General features: G+C 68.5%; 19 protein-coding genes. 8 read left to right on the top strand and 11 right to left on the bottom strand.

Going from position 1 to position 20,726, the window contains the following annotated elements:
* Nucleotides 1-49: 49 nt before the first annotated feature.
* A complete protein-coding gene (locus ACLQ2O_RS13780; protein WP_425831074.1) occupies nt 50-979 on the top strand; it encodes a GNAT family N-acetyltransferase in 930 nt (309 codons plus the stop codon).
* Here ACLQ2O_RS13780 and ACLQ2O_RS13775 read toward each other — a convergent pair.
* Nucleotides 961-2,331, bottom strand: a complete 1,371-nt coding sequence (locus ACLQ2O_RS13775; protein ID WP_425831072.1) for an MFS transporter — start codon at nt 2,329-2,331, stop codon at nt 961-963. The genes ACLQ2O_RS13780 and ACLQ2O_RS13775 overlap by 19 nt on opposite strands.
* 71 nt (nt 2,332-2,402) lie before the next feature.
* Here ACLQ2O_RS13775 and ACLQ2O_RS13770 point away from each other — a divergent pair, with 71 nt between their 5' ends.
* Nucleotides 2,403-2,840, top strand: a complete 438-nt coding sequence (locus tag ACLQ2O_RS13770) for a type II toxin-antitoxin system PemK/MazF family toxin (RefSeq protein WP_425831070.1) — start codon at nt 2,403-2,405, stop codon at nt 2,838-2,840.
* Between the two features lie 33 nt (nt 2,841-2,873).
* Here ACLQ2O_RS13770 and ACLQ2O_RS13765 read toward each other — a convergent pair whose 3' ends face one another.
* The 4 genes from ACLQ2O_RS13765 to ACLQ2O_RS13750 all read right to left on the bottom strand — a co-directional run bounded on the left by ACLQ2O_RS13765 (nt 2,874) and on the right by ACLQ2O_RS13750 (nt 6,614).
* Nucleotides 2,874-4,652 carry a VanW family protein gene (locus tag ACLQ2O_RS13765; protein WP_425831068.1) on the bottom strand — a complete coding sequence of 593 codons (1,779 nt, stop codon included), beginning with the start codon at nt 4,650-4,652 and terminating at the stop codon, nt 2,874-2,876.
* 94 nt (nt 4,653-4,746) lie between these two features.
* Nucleotides 4,747-5,256 carry a flavin reductase family protein gene (locus tag ACLQ2O_RS13760; RefSeq protein ID WP_425831066.1) on the bottom strand — a complete coding sequence of 170 codons (510 nt, stop codon included), beginning with the start codon at nt 5,254-5,256 and terminating at the stop codon, nt 4,747-4,749.
* Between the two features lie 56 nt (nt 5,257-5,312).
* Nucleotides 5,313-6,227, bottom strand: a complete 915-nt coding sequence (mshB, locus tag ACLQ2O_RS13755; protein WP_425831064.1) for an N-acetyl-1-D-myo-inositol-2-amino-2-deoxy-alpha-D-glucopyranoside deacetylase — start codon at nt 6,225-6,227, stop codon at nt 5,313-5,315.
* A gap of 90 nt (nt 6,228-6,317) precedes the next feature.
* Entirely contained in the window at nt 6,318-6,614 is a 297-nt protein-coding gene (locus ACLQ2O_RS13750; RefSeq protein WP_425831062.1) for a response regulator transcription factor, read from the bottom strand.
* A 119-nt stretch (nt 6,615-6,733) separates the two neighbouring features.
* On the opposite strand from ACLQ2O_RS13750, the gene ACLQ2O_RS13745 reads away from it, so the two are divergent.
* Nucleotides 6,734-9,100 (top strand): tetratricopeptide repeat protein, encoded by a 2,367-nt coding sequence (locus ACLQ2O_RS13745; RefSeq protein WP_425831060.1) that lies wholly within the window; start codon nt 6,734-6,736, stop codon nt 9,098-9,100.
* A 72-nt stretch (nt 9,101-9,172) separates the two neighbouring features.
* Here ACLQ2O_RS13745 and ACLQ2O_RS13740 read toward each other — a convergent pair whose 3' ends face one another.
* The 6 genes from ACLQ2O_RS13740 to ACLQ2O_RS13715 form a co-directional block, all read right to left on the bottom strand.
* Nucleotides 9,173-10,885, bottom strand: a complete 1,713-nt coding sequence (locus ACLQ2O_RS13740) for an ABC transporter substrate-binding protein (RefSeq protein WP_425831058.1) — start codon at nt 10,883-10,885, stop codon at nt 9,173-9,175.
* A gap of 174 nt (nt 10,886-11,059) precedes the next feature.
* On the bottom strand, nt 11,060-12,046 hold the full coding sequence (locus ACLQ2O_RS13735; RefSeq protein ID WP_425832604.1) for an ABC transporter ATP-binding protein: 987 nt from the start codon (nt 12,044-12,046) through the stop codon (nt 11,060-11,062).
* Nucleotides 12,047-12,156: 110 nt separating this feature from the next.
* A complete protein-coding gene (locus tag ACLQ2O_RS13730) occupies nt 12,157-13,230 on the bottom strand; it encodes an ABC transporter ATP-binding protein (protein ID WP_425831056.1) in 1,074 nt (357 codons plus the stop codon).
* Between the two features lie 225 nt (nt 13,231-13,455).
* Nucleotides 13,456-14,457, bottom strand: coding sequence for an ABC transporter permease (locus tag ACLQ2O_RS13725; protein WP_425831054.1), 1,002 nt, complete (start codon nt 14,455-14,457; stop codon nt 13,456-13,458).
* A gap of 7 nt (nt 14,458-14,464) precedes the next feature.
* Nucleotides 14,465-15,511 carry an ABC transporter permease gene (locus tag ACLQ2O_RS13720; RefSeq protein ID WP_425831052.1) on the bottom strand — a complete coding sequence of 349 codons (1,047 nt, stop codon included), beginning with the start codon at nt 15,509-15,511 and terminating at the stop codon, nt 14,465-14,467.
* A gap of 120 nt (nt 15,512-15,631) precedes the next feature.
* Complete coding sequence (locus ACLQ2O_RS13715) at nt 15,632-16,024, bottom strand: (deoxy)nucleoside triphosphate pyrophosphohydrolase (RefSeq protein ID WP_425831050.1); 393 nt, start codon at nt 16,022-16,024, stop codon at nt 15,632-15,634.
* Between the two features lie 56 nt (nt 16,025-16,080).
* Between ACLQ2O_RS13715 and ACLQ2O_RS13710 the strand changes: the two genes are divergently transcribed.
* From ACLQ2O_RS13710 to ACLQ2O_RS13690, 5 genes are all read left to right on the top strand, one after another.
* Nucleotides 16,081-16,722, top strand: coding sequence for a hypothetical protein (locus ACLQ2O_RS13710; protein ID WP_425831048.1), 642 nt, complete (start codon nt 16,081-16,083; stop codon nt 16,720-16,722).
* Between the two features lie 122 nt (nt 16,723-16,844).
* On the top strand, nt 16,845-17,108 hold the full coding sequence (locus ACLQ2O_RS13705) for a hypothetical protein (protein ID WP_425831046.1): 264 nt from the start codon (nt 16,845-16,847) through the stop codon (nt 17,106-17,108).
* Between the two features lie 11 nt (nt 17,109-17,119).
* Nucleotides 17,120-17,908, top strand: coding sequence for a hypothetical protein (locus tag ACLQ2O_RS13700; RefSeq protein WP_425831044.1), 789 nt, complete (start codon nt 17,120-17,122; stop codon nt 17,906-17,908).
* Between the two features lie 18 nt (nt 17,909-17,926).
* Entirely contained in the window at nt 17,927-19,804 is a 1,878-nt protein-coding gene (locus tag ACLQ2O_RS13695; RefSeq protein WP_425831042.1) for a fumarate reductase/succinate dehydrogenase flavoprotein subunit, read from the top strand.
* The gene (locus tag ACLQ2O_RS13690; protein ID WP_425831040.1) at nt 19,801-20,550 is read left to right on the top strand and encodes a succinate dehydrogenase/fumarate reductase iron-sulfur subunit; all 750 of its coding nucleotides are present in this window, start codon (nt 19,801-19,803) and stop codon (nt 20,548-20,550) included. The genes ACLQ2O_RS13695 and ACLQ2O_RS13690 overlap by 4 nt, the downstream gene beginning before the upstream one ends.
* The last annotated feature ends 176 nt before the right edge of the window (nt 20,551-20,726 follow it).

Below are 20,726 nucleotides of genomic sequence, written 5' to 3'. Positions count from 1 at the left end.
TCTCTAGTATCACGGTAGTAGATGACCCACTCTGCCAGGAGTCCGCATCGTGTCAGGCGTCAGCGCCCGTGATATCGGCCACCGTGTCGTGGTTCGCCACCAGTTGGACGGCGGTCAGGCGACCGACGTCATCGGCGTGCTGCAGTCGTACGACGACCGGACCCTGGAGATCCGTCACGCCGACAGTACGCCGTACCGGATCCACCGGGAGGCCGTGGTGGCGGCCAAACCGATCCCCCCGATGCCGCTGCGGCGGGTGGACGCGGAGCAGTTGTTCCTGACCACGGCGCTCGGCCGGCCCGCCGCGGAGACCCAGTACGTCGGCGAATGGCTGCTCCGGGCGTCCGGTGGCTGGACAGGCCGGGCCAACTCGGTGCTGCCGGCCGGTGACCCGGGGCTGCCGTTCAGTGACGCCGCCAAGCAGGTGGAGGCGTTCTACCTGGAGCGGGGGCTGCCTCCGCTGGCGCTGACCCGGATCGGTCACCCGGAGTTCGAGGAGTTCACCGGGCTGGGGTGGACGGACGCTCGGCCTGAGAAGTCTGACGCCCTGGTGCTGCACACGACGCTCGACCACGTGAACGGCGTACCGGCGTACGAGGTGCTGGTGGCGGACCGGCCGGACGCGGAGTGGTACGCGGCGGCCTTCGACGGCGACGTGCCGGCTGCTGCGCCTGCGGTGATGGAGGGCCCGCCGAAGGCCGCCTTCGCGTCGGTGGAGCTCGACGGACGCGTGGTGGCCGTCGCGCGGGGCTCGATGACGGGTCACTGGCTCGGAGTGGACGCCGTGCGCGTCGATCCGGCGTACCGGCGGCGTGGGCTGGCCACGGCGGCCCTGCAGGGGCTGGCGCGCTGGGCAGGGCCGCTGGGAGGTCGCCGGACCTACCTGGAGGTCGAGGAGGAGAACGCGGGGGCTCTGACGACGTACACGGGTCTTGGGTACGTCGAGGCCTACCGCTACCGCTACCTGACCAAGCGGTAGGAGGCCAGCGCGCCGACCAGGCTCAGCGCGGCAAAGCCGGCCAGTACGACGCTGAGTGCGTGCTGCGGGTCTGTGCTGAGGCTGGAGTAGACGGCTCCGGCCAGGGCGACGCCGAAGGCTCCGGAGAGCTGGGCGTTGGTGACGACCACTCCGGACAGGTCGGCGGCGTACTGGTTGGGCATGCTCGAGGTGATGCCGCCGATGAGGGTGTTGGCGCTGATGCCCAGGCCAAGGCCGCCTACGCCCAGCAGGCCGAACAGGAGAGGGCCGGACGTGCCGCCTGCCAGCAGGTAGGTCAGGACGGCCAGGTAGCCGGTGCCGAGGATTGCGCAGCCGAGTACTGGGAGCCAGTGGATGCCCTCGGGGAGTCTGGGAAGCAGTGGGCCTGCGATACCGAAGGCGGCGACCCAGACGACCATGGCCAGGCCCGAGTACGCCGGGCTCTTGCCGAGGCCCTGCTGGAGGTAGAGGGCGAGCACGAAGAGCAGGGCGAAGTACGAGCCGGTGGTGGCGCCGTGGGCCAGGAGGCCCGCTCGGACGCGGGGGTTGCGGAGGACCTGACGGGCGATCAGCGGACGGCCGCCGGATGCGGCGGCCCGGCGTTCGCCGTACTCGAAGAGGGCGAGGGCGGGGAGGCTCAGGGCCAGGCTGATCCAGGACCAGGCGGGCCAGCCGCGTTCGGAGCCCAGGAGAAGGGGGACGATCACCAGGAGGACGGTGGCGGAGAGGGTGAGGACTCCCCTGGCGTCGAGAGGCTGCTTGGTGCCGCGGGCGGGGTCGAGGTGGCGCAGGCCGGCGATGGTGAGTGCGATGCCGATCGGGACGTTGACGAGGAAGATCGGCCGCCAGCTCGTGCCGAACAGGTCTGCGGAGATCAGCACGCCGCCCAGGACCTGACCGGCGACCGCTCCGCCGGACAGGGCGATCGAGAACCAGCCGAGGGCTTTGACGCGGTCGCGTCCGGCGTACGAGAGCTGGATGCCGCTGAGGACCTGCGGGACCATCAGCGCGGCTCCGGCGCCCTGGAGGAAACGGGCGACGGTCAGGGTGCGAATGTCGGGGGCCAGGCCGCAGGCGAGGGAGGCGAGCGTGAAGAGCTGCAGGCCGGTGAGGAAGACGCGGCGGTAGCCGATGGAGGAGCCGAGGCGGGCGCCGGTGACCAGGAGGACGGCGAACGCGACGACGTATGCGGAGACGACGAGGGCAGCCTGGCCCTCGGTGGCGTGCAGGTCGGACTGCAGTGCTGGGGCGGCGATGTTGGCGACGGCCGTGTCGACGTTGGCCATGAACTGACCGGTCAGCAGGACGGCGAGCATCGCGCCGCGGGAGGAGGTGGTTGTCCGCGTGGTCATGGGGGTGGAACGCGCGGCGGGGCTGGTGTGTGAGCCCGGGGAGCGTTCGGTCGGCGTACTAGGGTCGGCTCATGGCGGATCACGCGGCGGAGCGGCCGGAGTACCCGGGTGACTACGAGGGAACGGTGCGGGTCGAGTACACGCCGCACCCGGACGACGGGGTGGCGGACCCGGGCGAGATCGTGTGGACCTGGGTGCCGTTCGAGGAGGACCACCATCGGGGGAAGGACCGGCCGGTGCTGGTCGTGGGGTCCGACGGGGCGTACCTGCTGGCGCTCATTCTGACCAGCAAGGACCATGACCGCGACGCCGCCGACGAGGCCCGCTGGGGGCGCGTGTGGCTGGACATCGGCAGCGGGCCTTGGGACAAGGAGAACCGCAACAGCGAGGTCCGGCTCGACCGGGTCCTGCGGGTGGAGCCGGGGCAGGTCCGGCGAGAGGGCGCGGTGATCGGCGAAGAGCTGTTCAACCAGGTCGCCGCGCAACTGCACGAACTACACCGAGCATGACAAAGGGCCACCTTTTCAGGCGGCCCTTTGCTTTCAGCTCGGTGGGCGGGTGCTGCCGGAGGGCTTGCCCATCCCGGGGGTGGGCGGCGTGTCCGGGGTGTTCGGCGGGGGCGTCGTGCCGGGCTTGGGGCCGCAGCGGATGTCGTCGGCCGCGTTGTAGTTGGTGGTGAAGGACTCGGTCTTCACGCGGGCGCCGTTCTTGGCGAAGTACCGGTAGATCTTGATGTCGAAGCCACCGGTCGGCGCCTGCGGACGGCAGCCCGCCTCCTGGCTGTAGACCAGGCCGGGCGAGCGGAAGTTGTACTTCGCCGACTGGCCGGCGGTGACGTTCCAGACCTTGGTACCCCAGATCTTCACCGTCAGGCTGCCCTGCTTGCCGGGCGTCGAGGCCGAGAAGATGGTCTGCACGAAGACCCCGTGCCCGGAGTCGTTCTGGAACTTCAGGTCCACCGACGGCCACGCGACGGTCGCCTCACGGCCGACCGGGTACCGGTTGATGTAGACGCTGTGCGCCTTGTGCTCGACGTCCTTCAGCCCGGCGAAGAAGGCCGCGTTGAAGGTCGTGGTCGCCGACTGCGAGACACCGCCGCCCAGGTCGAGCACGAACTTGCCGCCGTTGATGATGTTGCCCTCGGTGAAGCCGTTCTCCTTGGTCCGCTCGCCGACGATCTTGTTCAGGCTGAACGTCTCGTTCGGCTTGAGCAGGGTGCCGTTGATCTTGCGGGCCGCGGTCCCGATGTTCACGTTGCGGTACTCCGCGTGCGGGAACCGGGTGGTGAACTGCCCCATCACCTCCTTGACCCCGAGCGCCTGCGCGGCCTCGGTGGTCAGCTCGGCCTTCGACTTGGCCAGCCCGACCGACGCCTTCCGCTCCCCTTCGGCCTTCGGCAGCACCGACAGGATGGCCGGGATCACCTTGTCCCGGGCGACGATCTGGCCGTCGACCGCGGGCACCACCTGCGGCCGGCCGCCGACGACCTGGATCGTGGCGTCCTTCGGCAGCGTCTCGAGGTCCTTGAACCGCTTCTTGAACAGCGGCTCGAGCTTCTTGGCGTCCAGGCTCGGGGTGAACTTGCCGTCCTTGGCGACCAGCTTCAGCGCCGGTGCCAGCTCGGCCGGAGTGAGGTTCACGCCCTTGTCGCCGACGGTCAGCCGGACCGGACCGGACATCGCCGGCTCGGCGTACTCGGTCATCGCCTTGCTGATCGCGTCGGTCCCGGCCTGCGGCTTGGTGACACCGACCGGCAGGTCCTTCGGGTTCCCGTCGGACGGGAAGCCGGACACCACGGTCTCGGTGGCCTTGTCGTTGTCGAGCTGCAGCCCGTCGGCCGGCGCGTGCTGGACGGCCTTGGCTTCGGGGAACGTGATCGTGCCTTCGGTGGCCGGGCGGTTGACCTGCTGGGCCAGCCGCTCGACAGCGGCCTTCAGCTTGCCCTCGTCCTGGGCGATCACCGGCTCGACCGCGTCACCGCCGGTCAGCACCTGCCACATCCGCGCCGGGTTCAGGCTACGGCCCGCGCCGGCGTCGGCGACGGTCGCGTCCACGTCGAGGCTGAGCCCGGCGTCAGCCGGCTTCACCTGGTACGTCGAGTCGCCGGCCTTGAGCTTGATCGGCAGCTTGAGCCGGTCGTCGATGCCCGCCTGGAGCTTGGCCTTGGCCTCGTTCTCGGACAGTCCGCCGAGGTCGATGCCCAGCACGGTCGTGTCCCCCGGGACCTTGTCGCCGGTCAGCGCGAACGCCACGCCGTACGCGACGACGAGCACTCCGAACCCCGCCGCGGCGATGATCCCCGCGAGCTTGTTTCTCCCCACCGGACAGAGTCCTCCTGCTCGAACCAGATGACAGACGGCACATCCTACGCGACCGGGCACGCCGGTTTCGCCGTCGATCTGCCCCTCGGTGCCCTCAGTCGGCCCGGAGGTCCCGGTACTGCCCCGCGTAGTAGATCAGGGCGCTGGGGTCATCGGCCGCGCTCAGACTGAGCACCTCACCGACCACGATCGTGTGGTCACCGCCTGCATACGTCGCCCACGTCCGGCACTCCAGCCACGCCGGGGCTCCGGCCACGAGCGGGCAGCCCGTCTTCGGCCCCGGCACGGTCTCCACCCCGTCGAACTGGCTGTACAGGTCCCGTCCCGACTTCGCGAAACGCTCCGCGATCGCCTGCTCACCGGCAGGCAGCACCGACACGGCCCACTCCCCGCCGGCCAGCACCGCCTCGTGCATCCGCACGCCGCGGTCCACGCACACCAGCACCAACGGCGGTTCCAGCGACACCGAGGTGAACGCGCTCGCCGTCATCGCGTGCGCGACCCCACCCTGCACCGTGCTCATGATCGTGATCCCCGACGCGAACCGGCTCAGCGCCGTACGGAAGGCCGCGGGCGCGATGCTGCCACTGGAGTCCGGGGTCACTCCAGCAGCCTAAGACCCACCAGTAACCGACGCGTCGCCCCAGTGCGTGGCCCCGGTCACTCCAGGCCGGCGAACAGGTCCGTCTCGACGCCCTTGGGGCCGGGGACGGCGGTGCCCTTGACCAGGCGGTAGGCCTCGTCGCCGAAGATCTCGCTGCCGTTGTTGTTGGACAGGGCGAAGAACGGGCCGTCGACGGTGATCTGGGTGGCGTGCGCCTTCATCGCGTTCATCTTGCGGTCGATGTACCCGTCGGCGGAGACGATGCAGTCGACCAGGCGGTCGGGGGTGATCATCGGCGGCAGCGGGCCGTCCGGGTCCATGCCCTCGAAGGTGGTGGTGTCACCGGACTCGCGCAGCTTGCGCAGGCCGTCGCGCATCGGGCCCTCGGCCATCGCGGTCCAGTAGATCTTGGCGACGTCCCAGGCCGGGCCGAGGTCCTCGCGGTACGAGCGGGCGGCGGCCAGGGCGGCGGCGTACGTCGCGACGCGGTGGGCCTTGACGTGGTCGGGGTGCCCGTAGTTGCCCCACTCGTCGTAGGTGACCAGGACCTGCGGGCGGATCTCGCGGATGATCGGGACCAGGTCGTTGGCGGCGGCGACCAGGTCGGCCTGCCAAAAGCTGTCCGGCCGGGTGTCCGGCGGTACGGCGGCGTTGCCGGACGCGTCGTAGATCATCCCGGTGTCCCGGTACCGGCCGGGACCGCCGAGGAAGCGGTGGTCGGTGACGCCGAGCTCGTCCATCGCGGCGGCCAGCTCACCGATCCGGTGCTGACCGAGCCCGTCGGTCCGGTCGGCAGCCAGGTGCTCCAGCTCCGGCACCAGCACCTCGCCCTCCTCCCCGAGCGTGCAGGTGACCAGCGTGACGTGGGCGCCTTCGGCGACGTACTTCGCCATCGTCGCGCCGTTGTTGATGGTCTCGTCGTCCGGGTGGGCGTGCACCAGCAGCAGCCGGCGATCAGGAAGCTCGCTCATGCGGCCAGCCTACGTCGCACCCCGGACAGTTCCGGACGACGCAGGCCGGCCGCCACGGGCCGCTACCACCAGGTCACGGCCCGCAGGAGCTCAGCCGAAACGGCGTACCAGCAGGCACCCCGCCTGGAACCGCGACCGCGCCCCCAGCCCGGCGATCAGCGCGCTGATCTCGGACCGCACAGTCCGCAGCGACAGGCCGAGCTGCCGCGCGATCGCGGCATCCTTCGCCCCGGTCGCCATCAGCCGGCCGATCATCACCTGACGGACTGTCAGGTCCTTCGCCGCGGCCGGTGTGGGCCGCCGCGAACCGAGCTCGTACACCTCGCAGACGACCTCCGGCGCGAAGTCCTCCATTCGCACCACAGGGACAGCCTGGTAAACGGACATCCTCAACTCCTCCCCAGATTGGTCCAGCGCAGCCCATTCTTCTGACGGCCCGGGGAGGTCACCAGGTACAACCCATACAGTTCACCCATACAAAGTCGCGATCGTGAGGGGTGACGGACGTGGAGTCACAGTTCGCGGCCCTGTTGCGCCGGCACCGTACGGCGGCGGGCCTCACCCAGGACGAGCTGTCGGTGGTGTCCAAGATCAGCGTGCAGGCCATCAGCACGCTGGAGCGTGGGACCCGGAAGTACCCCCAGCCGGCCACCGTCCAGGCGCTGGCGGCCGCCCTGCGGCTCGACAAGGACCAGGAGGCCGCTCTGGTCGCCGCGGCCTCCCGTCGCGGCCGGACCGACCGGATGCCGCTGGTCGCGCCAGAGACCCCGGTGGTCTCGCCACGGCAGCTGCCGTTCGCCAGTGGTGACTTCACCGGACGGGTCCAGGAGCTGGCCGAGCTGAGCCAGTACCTGCTCGGCAGCCCCGGCGTGAGCGTCACGGCGATCACCGGCATGGGCGGCATCGGCAAGACCACTTTGGCCATTCACGTCGCCCACGAGGTGGCCTCCCGCTTCCCCGACGGCCAGCTGTACCTGGACCTGCGCGGGTTCGGGCTGGGCCCACCGCTGGAGCCCCTGGAGGCTCTCACCTACTTGCTGGAGGACCTGGGCGAGATCCCGGCGGCCGACCTGCCGACGGCCGCAGCCAGGTTCCGGACCGTGCTGGCCGAACGCCGGCTGGTGCTCCTGCTCGACAACGCGGCCGACCACGAGCAGGTCCGTCCACTGCTCCCCGGGGCCGGCCGCTGCGCCGTGGTCGTGACGAGTCGCCGCAGCATGGCGGGCCTGGGCGGCCGCCAGTACCAGCTGGGCGAGCCACCGCTGCACGAGTCGATCGAGATGCTCCGCCGGATCTCCGGCCGCCCGGACGCACCGGAGGACGAGTGCGCCGAGGTGGTCCGGCAGTGCGGCGGTCTGCCGCTGGCGATCCGGATGGCCGGCGCCCGGCTGGCCTCCAGACCGTCCTGGCCGGTCGCGCACCTGGCTGACCGGCTGGCTGACGGCCGGCGTCGGCTGGACGAGCTCCAGCTCGACGACTCCGGCGTACGGGCGACTCTGGTGCTGTCGATCGAGCAGCTGGCGGGCAGTGACGACCCGATCGACGTACAGGCCGTGTCGATGTTCGCCCTGCTCGGTCTGGCCGAGTGTCCCGACCTGACGTCCGCTCTGGCCGCGTCGTTCTCGGACAGTCCGGAGCAGGAGGCGGAGATCGTGCTGGAGCGGCTGGTGGACGTCCATCTGCTGACCACGCCGGCACCTGGGGTGTACCGCTTGCACGACCTCGTACGAGTCGCCGCCCGGGAGTTCGCCGAGCAGACGCTGTCCCGCGAGGACCGGCTGGCGGTGACCACGCGGTGGATCCAGCGGATCTCGGCTGTCGTCTGGCGAGCCAGCGAGTACTCCGGCCACGGGGTGACCCGGGAGCGATGGCTGGACCCGGAGTGGCTGAAGGGGGCCGACGACCTGCCGACGCAGGAGGACGTGCTCGGCTGGCTGGACGCCCAGCGCTCCGGGCTGGTCACGACGCTCCAGCACGTCGCTACCGAGCAGCCTGAGCTCGCCGTACAGGTGGCGGTCGGTCTCAACGCCTACTACGCCCTACGGCGCGCGTGGCTCGACTGGCTGCAGGTCAACGAGGCTGTACTACGCCTGGTCAGCAACGGCCCGGACCGGATCGCCGAAGGCCTCGTGCTGCACGACCTGGGCGCCGCGCACGCCGAGCTCGACCAGTACCAGCAGGCCGTGACGCCGCTGCGGCGAGCGATCGAGGCAGCCGACGCGTCCGGCGACGGCAACCTGCAGGCGCTCTGCCTGAGCAGCCTCAGCCACGTCCTCGAACGCACCGGCCGGACCGCCGACGGCATCCCGTACGCCGAACGCGCCCGCGAGATCGGCCTGCGCCTGGGCATCCCGCCCCGCGCCGCCTGGGCCTGCCTGGCGCTCGGCATGCTCTACCTGAAGACAGGTGCGACCGAGGCGGCGCAGCGCCACTTCACCGAGGCCCTCGACCTGCTGGTCGAGCCCGGCCAGGAGCGCTACCGCGGCATGATCGCCCAGAACATCGGCGTCTCCTACCGCGAGGCCGGCCGGTACGAGCTCGCCGCCGAGAGCCTCCGGCAGAGCCTCGCCCTCTACCGGGAGGCCGGCGCCGCCGTACAGCAGGCCGAGGTGCTCAACGAGCTCGGCAAGCTCTGCCTGGACCAGGGCCGGCTCGACGAGGCCGTCGCCCACCAGAGCGAGGGCCTGGCCATCGCCGGCCAGTACGGCGACTGGCTGTGCGAAGCCGACATCCGCAAGTCCCTCGGCGAGGTCCGCCACCTCCAGGGCCGCCTCCCCGAGGCCCGCCGCGAGTGGCGCATCGCCCTGTCCATCCGGGACCAGCACAACGCCCACGGCACCGCCGAGCTCCGCGAACTGCTCGGCATCGCGTAGAACGTGCCGAGGGCGGTACCGGAGATCCGGTACCGCCCTCGGGTTCAGCTAGTGCGTGCTACCTGTTCGAGATCAGCCGACCTTCTTCAGGGCGATCTTGGTCAGGTCCGGCAGACCACCGATGTCGGAGTTGGCGGTCGCGCCGGTGACGTTGCCACCGAAGACGTAGATGTTGTTGTCCGCGGAGATCGGCACGAGCGGGAAGCCCTTCATCGCCTCGTCCAGGACGTCGCCCCACGCGGTGGTGGCTTCCTTCTGGTCCGCGATCTTCGGGATCTCGTTCATCTTGTCCCAGCCGATGTTCGAGCGGCCGTAGTTGTTCTGCGCGGCCTTGCCCGGCGCGGAGTTGTCCGGGCCGAGGACCGGCGGAACGATCGTCGACAGCGACGGCCAGTCCTGGCACCAGCCGGCGGTGATCAGGTCGGTCGCCGACGCGTCGTTCTGCTGCGTCGAGTAGTAGTTGTCACCCGGGATCTTCTTGATGTCGACGTTGACACCGATCTTCTTCCAGGCGGCCTGAGCGGCCTCCGCGGCCTTGATCGAGATGTCGGTCGCGTCGGACGCGCCCAGCTGGAGCTTCTCGCCCTTGTAGCCGGACTCGGCCAGCGCGGCCTTCGCCTTCTCCAGGTCACCGGTCACCGGCACCTCGAACGCGGTGTTCTTGCGGTAGCCGTCGAGGCTCTCCGGAACGATCGAGTCCACCGCGACGTTCAGCTTGTCGCCGCCACGGGCAGTGATGTACGCGGTCTTGTCGAAGGCGTAGATCAGCGCCTCGCGCATCTTCGGGTTCTTCAGCAGCGGCTTCTGCTGGTTGAACGCGATGTAACGGCGGCACTGGTCGGTCCCCTCGACCACACGGTCCTTGACGTTGGCCTGGGTCAGCTTGGCCAGGTTCTGCGGCTGAACGCCGGAGAAGCTGATCGAGTTGGCGTCGGCGCCGGTGCCCGCGATCAGGCGCTGGTCGACGATCGCCTCGTCGTCACCGAACTTGAACTCGAAACCGTCCGGCATCGCGGTGTTGATCGGGTCGGTGTTCTGGTCCCAGTTGGTGTTGCGCTCCAGCACCAGCGTCTTGTTGCGGGTGTAGGTCTTGATCTTGTACGGGCCGGACGAGAACACCCGGTTGTCGTACTGGGTCTTGGTGTCCTTGGCCTGCGGCACCGGCGCGAAGATCTTCATCGACGCGGTCATGTCGAACTCCGAGACCGCCTGGTTCAGCTTGAAGACGATCGTCTTGTCGTCCGGAACCTCGATCGCGGTGCAGCCCTTACCACCGTTGTTGCCGGCCGGCGTGTACGGGCCGGCGTAGCCCTTGCAGTCCAGGTAGTTCTTGCCGTACGGCGCACCTTCGGACAGGTCGGCGGAGAACGACCGCTCGACGTTGTACTTGATGTCCTTGGCGGTGATCGGCGAGCCGTCCTCGTACTTCAGGCCGTCCTTCAGCGTGAAGGTCCAGGTCTTGAAGTCGGCCGACTTCTCCCACTTCTCGGCGGTGTCACCGACCAGTTCGACCTTCTTCGCCGTCGGGTCCCACTTGAACGCGGTCAGCGTGCGGTAGAGGAGCTGGCCGGCCATCCCGGTGTCCGTGACGAACGCACGGGCCGGGTCCAGGTGCTCGAAGTCCGAAGCGTGGTAAACGGTAACGATTCCACCCTTCGCCCCCTGATCCGAGCTCTGGGTGCCTGCGTCGTCGCTGTTGTTGTTGTCCCCGCCGCATGCCGCCAGCGTAAGGGTCAGGGCCAGACCCGTGGCGACCACGGTTCCGGCGCGCTTGGCGTGTGTCATGCCATCCTTCTTTCTGTTTCCTCCATCGGGACGCCGGGTCACGGCTGCCCTGGTGACTGGAATGCCGGTCATCTACTCACGACCGTGATTTCCCTTCAACGGTTCTCCGCCTCCGTCACCGGATCGTGACGACTTCAGTGCGGGACGGAGACCGTTTGTTACCGTCTGTGTCCGTCAGACGACGTCGCGTTCCTCCGGGAAGTGGCAGGCGGCCGCGTGGCCGGGGGCTCCGATCTGGATCAGTGGCGGCTCCTGCTCGGCGCAGACGTCCTGCGCCTTCCAGCAGCGAGTACGGAACCGGCACCCGGACGGCGGGTTCAGGGGGCTGGGGACGTCGCCGGTGAGCCGGATCCGTTCGCGGCGCTTGACCGCGTCCGGGTCGGGCTCGGGCACCGCCGACAGCAGCGCGTGGGTGTACGGGTGGCGCGAGTGGTTGTACAACTCGTCCCGGGTCGCGACCTCGACGATCTTGCCCAGGTACATCACCGCCACCCGGTCGGAGATGTGCCGCACCACCGACAGGTCGTGGGCGACGAACAGGTAGGTCAGGTCGAACTCGTCCTGCAGGTCGTCCAGCAGGTTCACCACCTGGGCCTGGATCGACACGTCGAGCGCCGAGACCGGCTCGTCGCAGACGATCAGCTTCGGCCGCAGCGCGAGCGCGCGGGCGATCCCGATCCGCTGCCGCTGACCGCCGGAGAACTCGTGCGGGTAGCGGTTGTAGTGCTCGGGGTTCAGGCCGACCCGGGCCATCAGGTCCTGGACGGCCTTCTTGGTGCCGCCCTCGGACTTGATGCCCTGGATGTCGAACGGCGCGGCGATGATCGTGCCGACCGTCTGGCGCGGGTTCAGCGACGAGAACGGGTCCTGGAAGATGATCTGCACGTCACGCCGGAACGGCCGCATCTGGCGCCGGTTCATGTGCGTGATGTCGGCGCCCTGGAAGGTGATCTTGCCGCCGGTCGGCTCGTCCAGCCGGGTGACGAGCCGCCCGGTGGTGGACTTGCCGCAGCCGGACTCACCGACCAGGCCGAGCGTCTCGCCGGCGATCAGCTGGAAGTCGATCCCGTCGACCGCCTTGACCGCGCCGGTCTGGCGCTGGAACAGGATGCCCTGGGTGACCGGGAAGTGCCGTCGCAGGCCCTCGACCTCGAGCAGCACCTCACCGCGGACCGGGTTGGACCGCTGCGAGAACGCCGTCTGCCGGCCGGTCGACCTCGGCGCCTTCGGGGTGGAGGTGGTGGTCACGTCGTCTCCTCGAGTGGCCGCGCTCACAGCGCCGGCTTGATCTGCTCGGTGAACAACCGCTGCCGTTCCGGGCTGGCGATGTGGCAGCGCGACGCGTGCGGACCGCCGCCGATCTGCAGCAGCTCCGGTACGTCGGTGACGCACAGGTCGCCGGGCACCTTGTCGCGGAAGTCGCAGCGCGGGTGGAACGGGCAGCCGGTCGGCAGGTTGATCAGTGAGGGCGGTGAGCCCTTGATCGACTTCAGCCGGTCGCCGCCGCCGGTGATCCGCGGGATCGAGCCGAGCAGGCCCCAGGTGTAGGGGTGCTCGGGCCGGTAGAAGATGTCCCGGACGTCGCCGGCCTCGACCACGCGGCCGCCGTACATCACGACCAGCTTCTCGGCCATCTGGGCCACCACCCCGAGGTCGTGGGTGATGATGATGATCGCGGAGTTGAACTCCTTCTGCAGGTCGTTCATCAGGTCCAGGATCTGGGCCTGCACGGTGACGTCGAGCGCGGTGGTCGGCTCGTCGGCGATCAGCAGCCGCGGGTCGCACATCAGCGCCATCGCGATCATCGCGCGCTGCCGCATCCCGCCGGAGAACTGGTGCGGGTAGTCGTGGAACCGGCTGGCCGGCGACGGGATGCCGACCCGGTCGAGCATGTCGACCGCGCGCTTCTTCGCGACCGCCTTGGACACGTCGTTGTGCACCAGGTACGCCTCGACCAGCTGGTCGCCGATCCGGTAGAACGGGTGCATCGCCGACAGCGGGTCCTGGAAGATCATCGAGACCTTGCTGCCGCGCAGCCGGCGGATCTCCTCGACGCGCATCGAGACCAGCTCGTCGCCGTCCAGCCAGATCTCGCCCTCGACCTGGGCCCGGCTGCCCTTGTGCAGCCCCATGATCGCCAGGCTGGTCACGCTCTTGCCGGAACCGGACTCGCCGACGATGCCGAGCGTCTCACCGGGCTTGAGCGAGAAGCTCAGCCCGTTCACGGCCCGGACCAGCCCGTCGTCGGTGGGAAAGCGCACCTGCAGGTCGCGGACCTCGAGAAACGCCTCGGGGTCGCGAGTGCCGGACGGCTTGGCCGGCTGGGTGGATACGGTCTTGCTCACGATGTCGGCTCCATCCGGGTGTGAGTGACGCCGGTCGCGCGGCCGGTCATGGGGTCTCCCCGTCTGAATCAGGAGTTCCCCCAAGGTTTTGGGGCCGCCCGTTCTGGACTGAGGAGGGAGGGAGCGCAGCGACCGACCGACGAGGGAAGAACGGGCGACAAAGCCCCAAAACCCGCGGCGACGAAGTCGACGCCAAAAGTGACGAAGTCGACGCCAAAAGTACTGTCATGACAGCCGGACCCGCGGGTCGATGAAGGCGTAGAGCACGTCGACCACGATGTTGGCGAAGACGACGAAGAACGCGGCGACCAGGACGACGCCCATCACGACCGGCAGGTCGTTGCCGAGCACCGAGTCGATCGACAGCTTGCCCAGGCCCTGGATGCTGAAGATCCGTTCGGTGATCACGGCACCGCCGAGCAGCGCGCCCAGGTCGAGGCCGAAGATCGTCACGATCGGGGTCAGCGCGGCGCGCAGGCCGTGCTTGAAGACCACCTTGCGCTCGCCCAGGCCCTTGGCCCGCGCCGTACGGATGAAGTCCTCGTTCATCGTGTCGATCATGTTGGCCCGGGTGAGCCGCGTGTAGAGAGCGGCGTTGACGAGCGCCAGCGTCACCCACGGCAGGATGAAGAACTGGAAGAACGGTCCTATCCCCGCCGATGGACTGGAGTTCGCCTGATCTGGATAGGGCAGGATCCCGCCCTTGACGATGAAGACGAACACCAGCAGGTAGCCGAGGACGAGCGTTGGGAACGAAACACCGAACAACGCCAGTCCGACGCTGAGTTTGTCGACCCACTTGCCCTTGCGCAGCGCCGCTATCAGCCCCAGCAGCACGCCGGAGACCAGCCAGAGGACGGCGGCCCCGGTGGCCAGCCAGAACGTCGGGCCGATCGCGTCGGCGATCGAGTCGGTGACCTGCAGGCCGTTCTGCAGCGAACGGTCCAGGCACGGCCACGCGCAGTGCTCCTGGGAGCCCTCGGTGCCGAGCTCGCGGCCGCCGGGGTTGATCAGGCCGCTCATGTACCGGCCGTACTGGACGACCAGCGGGTCGTCGAACCCGTACGACGCGTTGACCTCGGCGATCCGCTCGGTGTTGCAGTCCTTGCCGCAGATCAGCAGGGCCGGGTTGGCCGGCGTCGCCCAGAACAGGAAGAACGTGATCGCGCTGATCGCGAACAGGATCAGCACCATCTGCAGCAGGCGGCGGACGATGTAGTTGAACACGGGTCGGTCAGCTCCGTCCGGCTCGCGGGTCGAGCGCGTCGCGCACCGAGTCACCCAGCAGGTTGAAGGCGAGCACTGTGATGAACAGCATCGCGCCAGGGAAGAAGAGGTAGAGCGGGTTGCCCTCGTACCAGTTCGAGGCGTCGGAGATCATCCGGCCCCAGGAGGCGGTCGGCTCCTTGACGCCGACACCGAGGAAGGACAGCGCGGCCTCGGCGGTGATGTAGGTGGGGATGATCAGCGTCGAGTAGACCAGCAGCGTCGGGATCAGGTTCGGCAGAATCTGCTTGAAGATCACGTAGCCGGGACCGGCGCCGAGCGAGCGGGCGGCGTCGATGAACTCGCGCTCCCGGATCGACAGCGTCTGACCGCGCACGATCCGGGCCAGGTAGGCCCAGCCGAAGAAGCCGAGCACGAAGATCAGTACGCCCATCCGCAGCGTGTTGTTGTCAGGGATGCCGAAGGTGTCCTGCGCCCGGTCCGCGATCACCGGCGTCAGCGCCAGGATGAACAGCAGCGTCGGGAAGCTCAGCAGGATGTCCATCAAACGGCTGATCAGGGCGTCGACCCAGCCGCGGAAGTAGCCGGCGACCATGCCGATGACCGTGCCGAGCACGACGGCCACGACGGTGCCGCCGAGGGCGACCAGCAGCGACGAGCGGGCGCCGTACACGAGCCGCGCGAACACGTCGCGGCCGTTCTGCGGCTCGACGCCGAGCCAGTGCTCGGAGCTCATCCCGCTGCCGAACAGACCACCGGCCGGGATACCACCCAGCTGGGTGTCCAGCAGGTCGTTGCCGTTGCTGTCCTTGAAGTTCGGCTGGTCCGGCGGGAAGCCGCTGATCTTCACGATCAGCGGGGCGCAGATGGCGATCAGGATGATGAGCACGATGAGGACCGCGCTGATCAGCGCCACCTTGTCCTTGCGCAACCGCGCCCAGGCGATCTGGCCGAGCGAACGACCTTCGATCTGCTTCGCCTCGGCCGTCTCGGCGATGTGTTCAGCGGGAAGTCCGCCATCGGGCGGGGAAGCCTCGGTCGCTCCCAGAGTCATTAGTGTTTCCCCCAGCCTTCCCGGTCGAGCGAAATGTCTTTCGCGGCCTGGCGGGAACCCTACAAATCTCGCAGTGTGGACGCCACGGGACGGAGCACCTCGACGCTGAATCGTGACTGATCACCCATCTGCGATGAGATGGTGACTCAGCGTGGCAAGAAACGGCTGGTCGGCCGGCAGCCAGCCGAGAGTTCCCAGGTCAGCGGGCTGCACCCAACGGATCTCGGTGTGCTCCCGCAGCACCGGTAACCACTCGTGACCGGCCGGTTCGGCCAGGTAAACGCGCAAAACGTATTTGTCCCCGATGAGTTCTTCCCCAGGCAAAGCCGCCCCGACGGTGATCCGGAGCCCCAGCTCCTCCTCGATCTCCCGTACGGCGGCCGCCTGGTCGCTCTCCCCCGGCTCGACCTTGCCGCCCGGAAACTCCCACCCACCGTCCGGCCCCGGCCGCAGCGCCGCCAGTACCCGACCCTCGTCGACGATCGCCACGCCGACGACCACCCGTCTGTCCATGGGGAGACTCTGTCACCCGCCCGGAAACTGTCGGTCCAGCCACGCAGGATGGGGACATGCCGCTGCAGAACAGAGTCCTGCCGAGTCAGGAGATCGTCGCCTCCGCCGGCCGCGGACTGCTGATGGGCAACCGCGGCTCGCTGCACGACACCGACCGCCGCCTCGGTACGACGCGATGGCGGTCGAAGGCGTGGCTGTGCTGCCTGCTCGACTACAAGGGCGTCAGCCGGGACCCGATGCCGCCCGGCCGGTGGACGGCGCTGTTCTTCTTCGACGAGGCCGTCGCACTGGCGGCCGGGCATCGCCCGTGCGCGTACTGCCGTCGTACCGACTTCGTCCGGTACGGCGAAGCATGGGCCCGCGGCCACGACCTGACCGAGCGCCCGAAGGCCGCGGCGATGGACGCGGTGCTGCACCGCCAACGAGTCGAACCACACAGTCGCCGGCAGCGCACGACCCGCGCGATCCTGGGAGAACTGCCTGACGGCGCGATGATCGCGGCCGCGGACGGACCGGCGCTGGTGCTGAACGCAAAGGCGAGGCCGTGGTCGTGGGACGGCTACTCCGGCGAGGCCGGGCGGCCGTCGTACGAGGAAGTGACCGTGCTGACCCCGCCCGCGAATCTCGTTGTACTGAAGGCCGGATACGTCCCTTTACTCCACTCGAGCGCGGTCGGCAACAAAGGGGAACCTAACTAGAAACACGCCGTACCGAAGGGTCTTCCGTTGTGCGCCGAGCGGAGGCAAAGTGTGCCCATACTTACAGCGACAAAACCATTACTGGAGTCGGTATGGGCGATGGCAGCAGCAGTGTGGCAGCTGTGCAACGCGCACTCGAGGCGCTGCACGGAAGCGTCGGGAAACTCAGCCAGGAGTACGGCGACACCCTCGGCGTACGCCGGCTGGTCTCGGACGTGGCGAGGTTGAGCGACGACCTGGCCGAGCTGGGCCCGCCTGACCCACGGCACAGACCCGGACCTGTTCCGGAGGAACTCGAGGAGATTTCCGACGTGGAGTATGACGCGTCCATGTGGACAGAGGCTGAGCACGAAGGCTTCGGGGCACCGGACCGGCGCGCCCCCTGATGGCGATCGGTGTGAACAGCCCCGGTCGTGCGCAGATCGGGCAGAAGACACTGCGAACCGACCGCTGGTGGCTGGCGCCGCTGCGGATCGGCGTGATCCTGGGCTTTTTCATCGTCTACGCGACGATCCGGATCTTCATGAACAAGTGGTACTGGGTCGACGAGCACCATTACCTCACTCCCCTGTACTCGCCGTGCGTCACCGAGTCCTGCGTCCCCGGGTCCAGTCACCTCGGCACGTGGTTCGGCGAGTTCCCCCGGGTGATCCCGTTCAGCATCATCACCTTCGCGGTGCTGGCCGGCTTCCGGGGCACCTGCTACTACTACCGCAAGGCCGGCTACCGCTCGCTGTTCTTCGCGCCGGCCGCCTGCGCCGTCCCGGAGCCGCACAAGAGCTACACCGGTGAGCGCAAGTTCCCGCTGGTCGCGCTGAACCTGCACCGGTACTTCTTCTACGGCGCGCTGGTCTTCGGAATCCTCAACGTGTACGACGGTGTGCTCGCCTTCCACGGCACCGACGGCGGCTTCGGCATCGGCCTGGGCACGCTGATCATCTGGGTCAACCTCGTTGCCCTGTGGCTGTACACGCTGTCCTGCCACGCCTGCCGGCACATCGTCGGCGGCCGGCTGAAGAACTTCTCCAAGCACCCGTTGCGCTACCGGTACTGGACCTTCGTGTCCAAGCTGAACCCGAAGCACGGCACCTTCGCGATGGTGTCGCTGTTCACCGTGATCCTGACCGACGCGTACATCATGTCGCTGTCGGCCGGCTGGTTCTCCGACTTGCGCTTCTTCAACTGATACGGACGTTAGCTACTTATGACTGAACTGGAACGACACCAGTACGACGTCGTCGTGATCGGGGCCGGCGGCGCCGGTCTGCGCGCGGCGATCGAGGCCCGCGAGCAGGGCAAGCGCACCGCGATCGTGTGCAAGTCCCTGTTCGGCAAGGCGCACACCGTGATGGCCGAGGGCGGCGCCGCCGCTGCCATGGGCAACGTCAACTCCAAGGACAACTGGCAGGTGCACTTCGGTGACACCATGCGCGGCGGAAAGTTCCTGAACAACTGGCGGATGGCCGAGCTGCACGCCCAGGAGGCCCCCGACCGGGTCTGGGAGCTGGAGACCTACGGCGCCCTGTTCGACCGGACACCGGACGGCAAGATCAGCCAGCGCAACTTCGGCGGTCACTCCTACCCGCGGCTCGCGCACGTCGGCGACCGGACCGGCCTGGAGCTGATCCGCACCCTGCAGCAGAAGATCGTTTCCCTGCAGCAGGAGGACTTCCAGGCCACCGGCGACTACGAGGCGAACCTCAAGGTGTACGCCGAGTGCACCGTGACCGAGCTGCTGAAGGACGGCGACGCGATCTCCGGTGCCTTCGGGTACTGGCGTGAGTCGGGCCGGTTCATCCTGTTCGACGCACCGGCGGTCATCCTGGCCACCGGCGGTGTCGGCAAGTCGTTCAAGGTCACCTCGAACTCCTGGGAGTACACCGGTGACGGTCACGCCCTCGCGATGCGGGCCGGCGCGACGCTGATCAACATGGAGTTCATCCAGTTCCACCCGACCGGCATGGTCTGGCCGCCGTCGGTGAAGGGCATCTTGGTCACCGAGTCGGTCCGTGGTGACGGTGGAGTGCTGCGGAACTCCGAGGGCAAGCGGTTCATGTTCGAGTACGTGCCGGACGTGTTCCGCGCGCAGTACGCGGACACCGAGGAAGAGGCCGACCGCTGGTACAAGGACGCCGACAACAACCGGCGCCCACCGGAGCTGCTGCCGCGTGACGAGGTCGCCCGCGCGATCAACTCCGAGATCAAGGCCGGCCGCGGTACGCCGCACGGCGGCGTCTTCCTGGACGTCTCGACCCGGCTGCCGGCCGAGGAGATCACCCGGCGGCTGCCGTCGATGCACCACCAGTTCAAGGAGCTCGCGGACGTCGACATCACCGCCGAGCCGATGGAGGTCGGGCCGACCTGCCACTACGTGATGGGTGGCGTCGAGGTCGACCCGGACACCGCGTCGTCCGTCGTACCGGGTCTGTTCGCGGCCGGTGAAGTTGCCGGGGGCATGCACGGGTCGAACCGACTGGGCGGCAACTCGCTGTCCGACCTGCTGGTGTTCGGGCGGCGAGCCGGGATGGGTGCCGCGATCTACCTCGACTCGCTCGGGGACAACCGGCCGAAGATCTCCGAGGCCGACATCGACGCGGCGGCGGCCGAGGCGCTGGCGCCGTTCGAGCTGGAGGGCGGTGAGAACCCGTACACCATCCACCAGGAGCTGCAGCAGTCGATGAACGACCTGGTCGGCATCATCCGCAAGGCCGACCAGATGGAGCAGGCGCTGGCGCGGCTGACCGAGTTCCGCGGCCGGATCGCGAAGATGACCGTCGAAGGGCACCGGCAGTTCAACCCCGGCTGGCACCTGGCGCTCGACCTGCGCAACATGCTGACCGTGTCGGAGTGCGTGGCGAAGGCGGCCCTGGACCGTGAGGAGTCCCGCGGCGGTCACACCCGCGACGACTTCCCGGGCATGAACGCCGAGTGGCGCAAGCTGCTGCTGGTCTGCCGGCTGAACGCCGACGGCAGCGTCGACGTGGCGAAGAAGGACCAGATCCCGATGCGGGACGACCTGCTCGAGCTGTTCGAGCTGGACGAGCTGTCGAAGTACCTGACCCCGGAGGAGCTGCCGGCATGACCTACAAGGGCAAGTTCCGGGTCTGGCGGGGTGACGCCGAGGGCGGCGACCTGCAGGACTACGAGGTCGATGTCAACGAGGGTGAGGTCGTGCTCGACGTCATCCACCGTCTGCAGGCCACGCAGACGCCGGATCTCGCGGTCCGGTGGAACTGCAAGGCAGGCAAGTGCGGGTCGTGCTCGGCGGAGATCAACGGCAAGCCGAAGCTGATGTGCATGTGCCGGATGAACACGTTCGAGGAGGGCGAGACCGTCACGGTCACGCCGATGCGCACCTTCCCGGTGATCCGCGACCTGGTCACCGACGTGTCGTTCAACTACACCAAGGCGCGGGAGATCCCGTCCTTCACGCCGCCGGCCGACCTGAAGCCGGGCGAGTACCGGATGCAGCAGGTCGACGTCGAGCGGTCGCAGGAGTTCCGCAAGTGCATCGAGTGCTTCCTGTGCCAGGACACCTGCCACGTGATCCGGGACCACGAGGAGAACAAGGAGTCCTTCTCGGGCCCGCGCTTCCTGATGCGGATCGCCGAGCTGGACATGCACCCGCTGGACGCGGCCGACCGCCAGCACGAGGCCCAGGACCAGCACGGCCTGGGTTTCTGCAACATCACCAAGTGCTGCACCGAGGTGTGCCCCGAGCACATCAAGATCACCGACAACGCGCTGATCCCGATGAAGGAACGCGTCGCCGACCGCAAGTACGACCCGATCGTCTGGCTCGGCAACAAGATCCGCCGCCGCCCCTGAGGTACTTCCCGGGTCCGTGAACACCCTCGCGGGACCGTGAACAGGTTATTTCCTGTTCACGGTCCCGCTTTCCTGTTCACGGTCCCGCTTTCCTGTTCACGGTCCCGCTTTCCTGTTCACGGTCCCGGCTTCCTGTCACGGTCCCCGGTTCCGCACCAGGGTGCTTTCACTCCTGC

The sequence above is a fragment of the Kribbella sp. DT2 genome, assembly GCF_049844575.1.
Classification (GTDB): Bacteria; Actinomycetota; Actinomycetes; order Propionibacteriales; family Kribbellaceae; genus Kribbella.
This window is presented reverse-complemented; position numbering and strand designations above follow the sequence as displayed.

What these genes read in the sequence shown, in the direction of transcription:
- ACLQ2O_RS13720 (WP_425831052.1), bottom strand. Translation starts at nt 15,511, where the DNA reads ATGACTCTGGGAGCGACCGAGGCTTCCCCGCCCGATGGCGGACTTCCC.
- ACLQ2O_RS13690 (WP_425831040.1), top strand. Translation starts at nt 19,801, where the DNA reads ATGACCTACAAGGGCAAGTTCCGGGTCTGGCGGGGTGACGCCGAGGGC.
- ACLQ2O_RS13740 (WP_425831058.1), bottom strand. Translation starts at nt 10,885, where the DNA reads ATGACACACGCCAAGCGCGCCGGAACCGTGGTCGCCACGGGTCTGGCC.
- ACLQ2O_RS13695 (WP_425831042.1), top strand. Translation starts at nt 17,927, where the DNA reads ATGACTGAACTGGAACGACACCAGTACGACGTCGTCGTGATCGGGGCC.
- ACLQ2O_RS13710 (WP_425831048.1), top strand. Translation starts at nt 16,081, where the DNA reads ATGCCGCTGCAGAACAGAGTCCTGCCGAGTCAGGAGATCGTCGCCTCC.
- mshB (WP_425831064.1), bottom strand. Translation starts at nt 6,227, where the DNA reads ATGAGCGAGCTTCCTGATCGCCGGCTGCTGCTGGTGCACGCCCACCCG.
- ACLQ2O_RS13715 (WP_425831050.1), bottom strand. Translation starts at nt 16,024, where the DNA reads ATGGACAGACGGGTGGTCGTCGGCGTGGCGATCGTCGACGAGGGTCGG.
- ACLQ2O_RS13775 (WP_425831072.1), bottom strand. Translation starts at nt 2,331, where the DNA reads ATGACCACGCGGACAACCACCTCCTCCCGCGGCGCGATGCTCGCCGTC.
- ACLQ2O_RS13750 (WP_425831062.1), bottom strand. Translation starts at nt 6,614, where the DNA reads ATGTCCGTTTACCAGGCTGTCCCTGTGGTGCGAATGGAGGACTTCGCG.
- ACLQ2O_RS13770 (WP_425831070.1), top strand. Translation starts at nt 2,403, where the DNA reads ATGGCGGATCACGCGGCGGAGCGGCCGGAGTACCCGGGTGACTACGAG.